This window comes from Burkholderiales bacterium (assembly GCA_035518095.1).
Classification (GTDB): Bacteria; Pseudomonadota; Gammaproteobacteria; order Burkholderiales; family JAHFRG01; genus JAHFRG01.
The window spans coordinates 1-8,976 of sequence record DATIXX010000075.1; the positions used below are offsets into that span (position 1 = coordinate 1).

The window sequence follows — 8,976 nt, forward strand, 5'->3', positions numbered from 1 at the left end:
GGCCCGCTGCTGCCTGAATTACTCGTGGCAGCATTTAGGCCGGCGGTACCCAAAGTTACACTTGCGAAATTGCCGTTGCCGCCGCCGGTAAGGAGGCCATACTGGCTGCTGCCTCCGGGATTCCATTGGCAGATGCGAGAGTCGTTGTTGCCCCATAATGCGAAATTACCCTGGACGACTCGCAGCAGCGGAGGATAGCTGGCGGTGCTGAGGTTTTCGGACGCACTCCCTTGGGCTGGAGATGTTAGGTTGCAAAAGGAAATGCCGGTTTTCGTAAGATCGGTCAGGTTCCAGGTGCTTCCGCTGGAACCGGTCCCACTCAAGCCGGTTGGATGGTCAACTGCAAGCGTGAATCCAGTCGTGCTGGAGCCGGACGTATTAGCGGTAGCGCAATCAGGTTGGTCAGTCTGCCAAACCATGCCGACCATGTACTTAGAGGTATTGCCCGAGAGGTTGACCTTGACCTGGTCGCCTCTGCATACGGATATGCCCGGGGCGCGGAAATAATATAAATATTTAGTCGTGAAATTGTTGGTACCTGAAGGAAGAACTGTGGCGCTGCTGCCAATGGCGACGCTATTGTTACTGGTGCCGTAACTGCAAGTAGTGGGGCTGCCGGAGCAAGAGGGCGCTGTTGTTGTGCTTCTTACAGTAACAGATGTTCCACCCGTGGGCGTGGTTGGCGGATTATAAGGGGTAAGCTTGGCGATGTCTGAGCCTGCGTAGAACCTGCTAAAGGCGTGGCCGTCGGGCGGCAAAAGATCGCGCTCAAGTATTGTCGTTGTAGACGTATCGGTTGAGCGCTTACCGCCATAGAGGAGTTTGCGCACTACGTCCATCCGGGCCATGGTGACCCAGTTTAAAAAATTGCCGCTCCAAGCTACGCCAACTCCACTAACAGTAGTGCCGCTGCTGTTGACGTACGAATTACAGTACTTGTTGTTCGCGACCGAGATGCCCAGTGGGTAAAATCCGCCCCCGGGTACTTGTGCTCCCGAAGTGTCGTAGGCATAGCACTTAATGGAATCGAAATAGCCGTAATAGTTGTTGGCGTGCCAATAGGTGGTCTCGTAGGAATCGACCACGCCGTTGCCGTCGAGGTCGGTGTAGTCGTTGTACGCTTTGTAATGCAGCTGGTGGTCCTTGGTGACATCCAGCATCACGATGGGCTTGACGTTGGAGTTGATATAAAGCGGCACATTATCCAGGTTCAAACTTGCCGCTCGCCCGCCTGCTGAAAAAGCGGCGAAGCAACCTAGTAATAGGAGCGCTGCAATCTTTTCTGACTGCAGGTTAAGCCGTTTAGGAAATTTCATTTTGCTTCCCCTTCCCCGAAATCAATGACTGTTGCAAATGGTCACAATTAACGCTTTCTTTTTTTCACGTCTGGATTATCGCAGCGGTTAAATTAGGTCTCAAGCTAAATCTGATAAAAGGCTATTCTGCAAGGACAAGCGGCTTGAGAAATTGAATGAATGTGAAATTTGTCACGATATTTTTATCCGTTTTTTTGAGGTCTTTCAATCCTATTTGACGGTTGCTCCGAGGGCATTTCGTGGCTCAGGATGAGTCGCAATGCATTGACAGCCCGACAAAGTTTCGATAGCTTCAACGAAAGATCATCCCTGAGCACAGGTTGGCGCGCGACAAAAGAGTTCGTTAATTTTCGGTTTCGTGGTTTCTGTTGGGGCGGAATTATTGGCTTGTTAATCCAGATGATGTAAATGACCGGAGAATGAATATGCAACGAATAAGAATTGGTTTGTGCTGTCTCGCAATAACTCTCTTGTTGAACGGTTGCGGCACGACCGGTGGCAACACTCCGGTAACAAAACGACAGGCCATTCTCAACATGAGAGAGCAGGTTCTGTCGGAACTCTACAAAGTTCATCCACAGGCAAGAGTTGAAGTTGCATCTGCGCCTGGCTACGCTGTATTCAGCAACTGGAACGTTTACCTGTTTTTTGTCAGCGGCGGCAGCGGTTATGGCGTGGCTAAAGACAATCGAACGGGCAAAAATACGTATATGAAAATGGGAGAACTTGGCGCGGGGTTGGGACTGGGTGTAAAGGATTTCCGCGCCGTATTTATTTTCAACAAGCGCTCGGTCATGGAGCAGTTCGTCAACAAAGGTTGGGAATTCGGGGGGCAAGCCGATGCCGCGGCCAAAGCCGGCGAGAAAGGCTACGCGTTAGGAGGCCAAGGCGTGGTCAGTGACATCACCATTTACGAATTGACCGAAAGCGGGCTGGCACTCCAGGCAACGGTGGAAGGAACCAAATACTGGAAGGACGCCGATCTTAATTAATGAGCTGAGCGGGGCGCCGAACCGCTCCGCAGCAACGGCTCAATAAGTTCATTCAAAGCAAGGCCGCTCATTTTCCTTATTCGTTAAGTACCAGCCGCCCACAGCATGGCTGCACCTGAAATTAACATCAGTCCTTCCATTAAGAGACGGAATTGTTCGGGCTCCAGCTTAAGCACAAATCGTTTGGCAACGAATGTGCCGCCCATCAGTGAAAAGCCGGTGATGAGACCCTTGAGAATTATATCCGTCGGCAGGGCGCCGAAACTGCGGAACACGACCGCTTTGCTCACATAGACGGCAAGTGAACTCGCGGCTTCGGTCGCGAGAAACGCGCCCTTGGCTAGACCATAGGCGAGGAATATCGGCACCGAGATCGGGCCGGTCGTGGCAACGATTCCTGTTATGTAGCCAATAAGCAGACCCGCGATTGCAAGCTGCCAGACCCGGATTTTTAATTTATGCGCCACCATCCAGCGGCGCGCGGGAATCATTGCAATAAAAAAAATGCCGAGGGCGACCTCGATAACGCGCGGCGGCAATATCAGCAACGTTCTAGCTCCCAGCGCCGCACCCGGAATGCCGGTGACTGAATAAGCCGCGCAAGCGCGCCAATCGACATCGCGCCACCAGGCGATAATGCGCGAGAAGTTGACCATGATTGCCGCAATAGCCATGATCGGGACTGCTTGCCGTGGACCGTATGCAATGACAAGCACCGGCATCAGCATGATCGAAGAGCCGAAGCCGACGATGCCGCTGAGCGTGCCTGCGACCAGGCCTATGGTAAGGATAAATAACAATTCCACGCCGAAGTCTTTCAGAACGTTAACGCCATGATGGGCGGCGGGTGCGCCACGTTGGAAATAGTAAGGCACTTCGCGCCAGTCAGCACGAGTGCCGCGCCAGGTATTAACCTACCGAGAAACCATGCGCATCGATTTGTGGTAAATTTGTCGAAGTTGCTCTAAAAGGCGGTCGCTTAAGATATGTTGCAACGCGCTAACGTTGCGAAATGGATTCATTCTGCTGATTAAGTGAGGAGGAGCCCACGATGAAACAACACCAGCTTGTCGTTCTAATTACTGTCACTTTGATCACCGGTCTCACTGCCTGCGGACGTGAAAGTGCTTCTACGGCCAAAACGCCGGCTGCGGCTCCCGCAGCGGAGCCGAAAGCGCCGCTTTACACGGTGGTGGACGGTAACTTAGTCGACCCGAAAACTCTGGAGGGCTGGCATACCTGGCGCGCCATGGATTGCGAACGCTGCCACGGGGCGCAACAGCAGGGACTGGTCGGCCCTTCGCTTATCGAGGGTCTGAAAAAGCTCACCAAAGAACAATTTGAAACCACGGTCCTCAATGGCCGGCCCGGCACCATCATGCCGTCGTTTAAGGCATCAAAAACGGTAACTACGAATATTGACAATCTATACGCTTATCTCAAAGGGCGTTCCGACGGCGCCATCAAACCGGGGGATCTGCACCCCATTAAGAAGTAATCCAAATCAGGCCGCCGCAGGGCCGTAGCGCGCGTCACTGAACAGCGCGCGGGCGGTTTATTCTCATACTAAAGCTCGGCGCGATGCGGACAGCAGTTTGACGCTCGACCGGTGTTTGGAATTCCGGCTGCAGAACCCCGCGTGCGGCGATAGATAGGGAAGTCTAACTGAAAGCAGAGTAGGCTGCACTTGCGACGTCGCAGTGCAGGTGGCTCCCCGAGTAGGGCTCGAACCTACGACCTGCGGATTAACAGTCCGTCGCTCTACCAACTGAGCTATCGGGGAATTTGTGGGCGTCTGGGCGGCGTTAATGTTAGCTTTTTGGGGCGCCACGGTCAATCAAACGCACGAACACAACAGGGTGATTGCCGATGAAATGGCGCACCATGTGATAGCCGGCGCTGCTGGCGTCGCAACGCTTCTGAGTCCGATGCCGGAAATCCTAGTGGGTCTCGAGGCCGCAAAATTGTTGAAAACGCGCTTAGCGCCAAAGACAGCGTCGGCCAGGACACGAAACCAAATAAATTGGCCGGATCAAATCAACGCCTGCCGGATACGCTCCATCGCCTGTTTCAGGTTTTCCATGGACGTCGCAAAAGACAGCCGGATATAACCTTCGGCACCAAACGCCGAACCCGGCACGACCGCAACCCCTTTTTCCAGAAGATATTCGCAAAAAGCGAGATCGCTGCCGCTTTTGAGCGCACCTTTAGCGTGCAGCTTGCCGATCGCCGTGCGCATATCGGGAAATGCGTAAAATGCTCCGCCGCTCGGCAAGCATTTTACTCCCGGCACGCTGTTCAGCTTTTCCACGACAAACGCGTGCCGCTCGCGGAACGCTTTCACCATTGGCGTGATACAGGATTGGTCCCCGTTTAATGCCGCTTCTGCAGCCGCTTGCGAAATCGAGGCAGGATTGGAGGTACTTTGGGACTGTACGTTTTCCATCGCAGTGATGATGGTTTCCGGCCCGCCGGCATAACCGATGCGCCAACCGGTCATCGCATACGCTTTGGACACGCCGTTCAATACCATGGTGCGCGAATAGAGGTCGGGACACGCATTCAGAATATTCACGAATTTGCCGTCCTTGAGCAGAATATGTTCGTACATGTCGTCGGTCGCGATCAGCACCTGCGGGTGTTTGCGCAGCACATCACCCAGTTCTTTCAGTTCGTGCAGTTCGTAGACTGCACCGCTGGGGTTGCTCGGGCTATTGATCACCAACATGCGTGTTCTTGGGGTAATTTTCGCTTGCAATTGTTTGGCGGTGATCTTGAATCCCTGTTCGATTCCTGCTTCTATGACCACCGGCTTACCTTCCGCAATCAGCACAATGTCCGGGTAGGATACCCAGTAAGGCGCGGGGATGATGACTTCGTCGCCCGGATTGATATGCGCGAGCACCAGGTTAAAGAAACTCTGCTTGCCGCCACACGAAACCAAGATCTGCTTGGCGGTATAGTCCAGGCCATTATCGCGCTTGAACTTGGCGATGACGGCATTTTTCAGGCCCGGGGTGCCGCCCACCGGGGTGTACTTGGTAAGCCCTTTGTTGATCGCGGCAATCGCCGCCTCCTTGATGTGCTGGGGCGTGTCGAAATCCGGCTCGCCGGCACCGAGGCCGATGAGGTCCTTGCCTTCAGCCTTGAGCCTTGCGGCGCGGGCCGTTACCGCAAGTGTGGGGGAGGGCTTGATCAGTTGTACGCGTGCCGAAAGTTCCAATTGCAGTATCCCCATGGCTGGTTGCAACGCCTGACATTGTCGGCGTGGTAAAATTAAATGTTTGAAACTTTAGTCAACTTTTACATTCATATGAAGCTGGACATAACTTGGGGTAGGGGTCTCAGACGACCACTACCCCAGTTTCACAACTGCCAATACGAATGGGATTATTTTACCTGTGATTGTCACTTTCCCCAAGAGTCCTTACAAGCTGCATGAACCGTTCAATCCATCGGGCGACCAGCCGGAGGCCATCGCGCAGTTGGTAACGGGAGTCCAGGACGGGCTGGCCTATCAAACGTTACTCGGCGTGACGGGCTCCGGTAAAACGTACACCATGGCGCATGTGATAGCCACGCTCGGCCGCCCGGCGCTCGTGCTTGCGCCGAACAAAACGCTCGCAGCACAGCTTTACGCCGAATTTCGCGAGTTCTTCCCCGAGAACGCGGTCGAGTATTTTGTTTCCTATTACGATTATTACCAGCCGGAAGCGTATGTGCCTTCACGCGATCTGTATATCGAGAAGGACTCCAGCATCAACGAACATATCGAGCAGATGCGGCTTTCCGCCACCAAATCGCTGCTGGAGCGCGACGACAGCGTAATTGTCGCCACGGTATCGGCGATTTACGGCATCGGCGATCCGGTGGATTATCATGGCATGATCCTGCACTTGCGGGAAAAAGAGAAAGTTTCGCAGCGCGATGCAATCAAGCGTCTCGCTGAGATGCAGTATGAGCGAAACGAGCTCGAATTCAGGCGCGGCACGTTCCGCGTGCGTGGCGACGTGCTGGATATATTTCCCGCAGAAAACTCAGAAACCGCGCTGCGGGTGACCTTGTCCGAGGATGAAGTTGAAGGCCTGTCGCTGTTCGATCCCTTGACCGGCCATATCCTGCAGCGGGTTGGCCGTTACACCATTTATCCTTCCAGTCATTACGTTACGCCGCGCGAGACCACGCTGCGCGCTATCGAGGCAATCAAGGCGGAATTGCGCGAGCGTATCGAGTTTTTCCAGAAGCACAATAAACTCGTGGAAGCGCAGCGCATTGAGCAACGAACTCGTTTCGATCTCGAAATGCTTAACGAACTGGGTTTTTGCAAAGGCATCGAAAACTATTCGCGCCACCTGTCCGGCAGAACAGAAGGTGAGCCGCCCCCCACGTTAATTGATTATCTGCCGCCCAGCGCCCTAATGATCATTGATGAGAGCCATGTCACCATACCGCAACTCGGCGGCATGTACCGCGGCGATCGTTCGCGTAAGGAAACACTGGTGGAATACGGCTTCCGGCTGCCGTCGGCTTTGGATAACCGCCCGCTGCGTTTCGACGAATTTGAAGGACTCATGCGCCAAACTATATTCGCGTCTGCGACTCCCGCGGAATACGAGCAAGAGCATGCAGCGCAGGTGGTGGAGCAGGTGGTGCGCCCGACCGGGCTGGTGGATCCACGCGTCGAAGTGCGTTCTGCCGCAACACAAGTGGACGATTTGCTTTCCGAGGTGAACGCGCGCGCGGCGCTGCGAGAACGTGTTTTGGTTACCACACTCACTAAACGCATGGCGGAAGACCTGACGGATTATTTCGCCGATCACGGGGTGAAAGTGCGCTATCTGCACTCGGACATCGAGACCGTGGAAAGGGTTGAGATCATCCGGGATCTGCGGCTGGGGGAATTCGACGTGCTGGTCGGCATTAATTTGCTGCGTGAAGGGCTGGATATCCCCGAAGTTTCGCTGGTTGCGATACTGGATGCCGACAAGGAAGGATTCTTGCGCTCGGAACGCTCGCTGATCCAAACCATAGGACGCGCAGCCAGGCATATCAATGCCACCGCAATTCTGTACGCCGATACCATCACCGGCTCAATGCGCCGCGCTATTGATGAAACCGAGCGGCGGCGTAAAAAACAGATGCGTTATAACCTCGAGCGCGGCATTACACCGAAAGGCGTGAGCAAGGGCATCAAGGACATGATAGACGGCATTTACGATCCGCAACTCGCGCAGCAGGAACTCAAGGCGGCGCAAACCGAAGCGAATTACCAGGCGATGAGCGAGAAGCAACTTACCAGAGAAGTGAAGCGGCTGGAAAAGGAGATGCTTGCCTGTGCAAAAAATCTAGAGTTCGAGCGCGCCGCGGAACTTCGCGACCATCTGAAGGAACTGAAACAGAGACTTTTTGGGGTGGCGGAATCCACTTGATTGCCGCGTGCAAAAGGGGCGTGAAATGTGCGTCTCGGATTATATTTCACTGGAAAGAGAGCTTTTGCCAGGAATTTAACGAGGAACTTGACCGAGTTAAGGGAGAGTGATGATTAACGTTTCAAAGGCCGGCGTCAGGGTAATTTTCTTGACAGGTGTTGCTTTGTTCGTTGTTGCGACCACGTCAGGTTGCGACAACAGCAGCAACGCAAAAACGGCGAATCAAGCGGCGCCGGCGGCCGTCGTCACGATAAGTCAGCCAATCCACAAGAATGTGGTGGAATGGGACGAGTACACCGGCAGGCTGGACACCGTGCAAACGGTTGAAGTGCGCCCTCGGGTAAGCGGCTACATTTCCCAAGTAAATTTCAAGGACGGTGCAAAGGTCAAGAAGGGCGAATTACTATACGTCATTGATCCGCGGCCGTTTGTCGCAGAGCGCGACCGTGCCGCAGCCGAGGTCGACCGCAGTCGGGCACAGCTTGAGCTTGCGAAAAACGACTTGGCGCGGGCGGAGGGACTTTTCAAATCGCACTTCATATCGGCGGCGGAATACGATAATCGCAGCAAAAGTGTCAGCCAGCTGGAGGCGGCGCTGCGTTCGGCGGAGGCCACGCTGGAAGAGGCGAAGCTCAACGTGGAGTTCAGCCAATTGCGCTCGCCCATTGACGGTCGCATCGGCAGAACGCTTAAGACCGTGGGCAACCTCGTGACTGGCGGCAACAATTCCGGTGAAGCAACGCTGCTTACCACAATCGAATCCACGGATCCCATTTATGTGTACTTTAATGCCGACGAAGAATCGGTATTGAAGTACCTGCGGCTTGCGCGTGAGGGACTGCGTAAATCCGCGCGCTACGGGCCAATCCCAATCGAGCTCGAGCTCGCCGACGAAAAAAATTTCCCACACAAGGGTTACACCGATTATGTGGAACCGCGAGTCGATCCCGCCACCGGCACGGTGCGGGCACGCGGTGTTTTCCCCAACCCGGACGACCAGCTCGTCCCTGGTTTTTTTGTGCGCGTGCGCATTCCAGCCAGCGGCGCCTATCCTGCGCTGCTGATTTCAGACGCAGCAGTTGGCGTAGATCAGGAAAAAAAATTTGTGTTGGTCGTGAATAAAGACAATGTGGCGGAATACCGTACCGTTAAACTTGGTCCTTTCATTGACGGCTTGCGCGTGATCCAGCAGGGATTAAAGCCCGACGACTGGGTGATTGTAAACGGCCTCCAACGCGT

7 protein-coding genes and 1 tRNA gene are annotated in these 8,976 nt (G+C 54.3%); 4 read left to right on the forward strand and 4 right to left on the reverse strand.

Annotated elements, in window-relative coordinates:
* Positions 1–1,316: hypothetical protein (locus tag VLV32_12155; protein HUL42637.1), on the reverse strand; the 1,316-nt coding region annotated here is incomplete at its 3' end.
* A gap of 425 nt (positions 1,317–1,741) precedes the next feature.
* Here VLV32_12155 and VLV32_12160 point away from each other — a divergent pair.
* Entirely contained in the window at positions 1,742–2,308 is a 567-nt protein-coding gene (locus tag VLV32_12160) for a YSC84-related protein (GenBank protein ID HUL42638.1), read from the forward strand.
* A gap of 83 nt (positions 2,309–2,391) precedes the next feature.
* On the opposite strand, the gene VLV32_12165 is transcribed toward VLV32_12160, so the two are convergent.
* On the reverse strand, positions 2,392–3,114 hold the full coding sequence (locus VLV32_12165; GenBank protein ID HUL42639.1) for a sulfite exporter TauE/SafE family protein: 723 nt from the start codon (positions 3,112–3,114) through the stop codon (positions 2,392–2,394).
* A 245-nt stretch (positions 3,115–3,359) separates the two neighbouring features.
* Between VLV32_12165 and VLV32_12170 the strand changes: the two genes are divergently transcribed.
* Entirely contained in the window at positions 3,360–3,806 is a 447-nt protein-coding gene (locus VLV32_12170) for a c-type cytochrome (GenBank protein ID HUL42640.1), read from the forward strand.
* A gap of 209 nt (positions 3,807–4,015) precedes the next feature.
* Here VLV32_12170 and VLV32_12175 read toward each other — a convergent pair.
* Together VLV32_12175 and VLV32_12180 are read right to left on the reverse strand one after the other, a co-directional pair.
* Positions 4,016–4,091: transfer RNA gene (locus tag VLV32_12175), tRNA-Asn, on the reverse strand.
* Positions 4,092–4,340: 249 nt separating this feature from the next.
* Positions 4,341–5,546 (reverse strand): pyridoxal phosphate-dependent aminotransferase, encoded by a 1,206-nt coding sequence (locus VLV32_12180; protein ID HUL42641.1) that lies wholly within the window; start codon positions 5,544–5,546, stop codon positions 4,341–4,343.
* A gap of 166 nt (positions 5,547–5,712) precedes the next feature.
* Here VLV32_12180 and uvrB point away from each other — a divergent pair, with 166 nt between their 5' ends.
* Together uvrB and VLV32_12190 are read left to right on the forward strand one after the other, a co-directional pair.
* Positions 5,713–7,737 (forward strand): excinuclease ABC subunit UvrB, encoded by a 2,025-nt coding sequence (uvrB, locus tag VLV32_12185; GenBank protein ID HUL42642.1) that lies wholly within the window; start codon positions 5,713–5,715, stop codon positions 7,735–7,737.
* A 109-nt stretch (positions 7,738–7,846) separates the two neighbouring features.
* The coding region (locus VLV32_12190; GenBank protein ID HUL42643.1) for an efflux RND transporter periplasmic adaptor subunit at positions 7,847–8,976 on the forward strand (1,130 nt) is incomplete at its 3' end.

Excerpts from the sequence above, each read along its gene's own strand:
- VLV32_12180 (HUL42641.1), bottom strand. The coding sequence starts at position 5,546 with ATGGGGATACTGCAATTGGAACTTTCGGCACGCGTACAACTGATCAAG.
- VLV32_12160 (HUL42638.1), top strand. The coding sequence starts at position 1,742 with ATGCAACGAATAAGAATTGGTTTGTGCTGTCTCGCAATAACTCTCTTG.
- VLV32_12170 (HUL42640.1), top strand. The coding sequence starts at position 3,360 with ATGAAACAACACCAGCTTGTCGTTCTAATTACTGTCACTTTGATCACC.